This window comes from Allokutzneria sp. NRRL B-24872, assembly GCF_002155965.1.
In the GTDB taxonomy this organism is placed as follows: domain Bacteria; phylum Actinomycetota; class Actinomycetes; order Mycobacteriales; family Pseudonocardiaceae; genus Allokutzneria.
The window spans coordinates 1-508 of the sequence record NZ_MUMH01000246.1 but is presented as its reverse complement, the minus strand read 5'-3'; the positions used below and the strand labels follow the sequence as shown (position 1 = coordinate 508).

The following is a 508-nucleotide window of genomic DNA, read 5'->3' as shown; positions in this document are numbered from 1 at the left end:
TCGACCCGGTGACCGAGCAGGTGCCGGTGTACCCGACCGCGCACTACGCCATGGGCGGCATCCCCACCAAGATCAGCGGTGAGGTGCTGCGGGACAACGACAACATCGTCCCTGGCCTCTACGCCGCCGGTGAGTGCGCGTGCGTCTCGGTGCACGGCGCCAACCGCCTCGGCACCAACTCGCTGCTGGACATCAACGTCTTCGGCCGCCGCGCCGGCATCGCCGCCGCGGAGTACGCGGTCGGCCGCGAGCACATCGACCTGCCGGAGACGCCCGCCGNNCCGTCGAGCTCGGCTTCCTGCTGGAGCTGGCCGAGATCCTGGTGCAGGCCGCACTGGCCCGCAAGGAGTCCCGGGGCGGGCACGCGCGCGAGGACTACCAGGCCCGGGACGACGTGAACTTCCTGCGTCACACCATGGCCTACAAGCACGGTGAGGGTCTGACGGCGGACATCCGCCTGGACTACAAGCCGGTGACCATCACCCGGTACCAGCCGATGGAGCGTAAG

Annotated in this window: 2 pseudogenes; both read left to right on the top strand. The window is 69.8% G+C overall.

From position 1 onward, the window contains the following. Positions 1 to 50: 50 nt before the first annotated feature. Positions 51 to 125: pseudogene (locus CCN37_RS42505) on the top strand (FAD-binding protein); the annotation flags it as partial. An 8-nt stretch (positions 126 to 133) separates the two neighbouring features. Then, positions 134 to 508 (top strand): annotated as a pseudogene (locus CCN37_RS36950) (hypothetical protein); the annotation flags it as partial.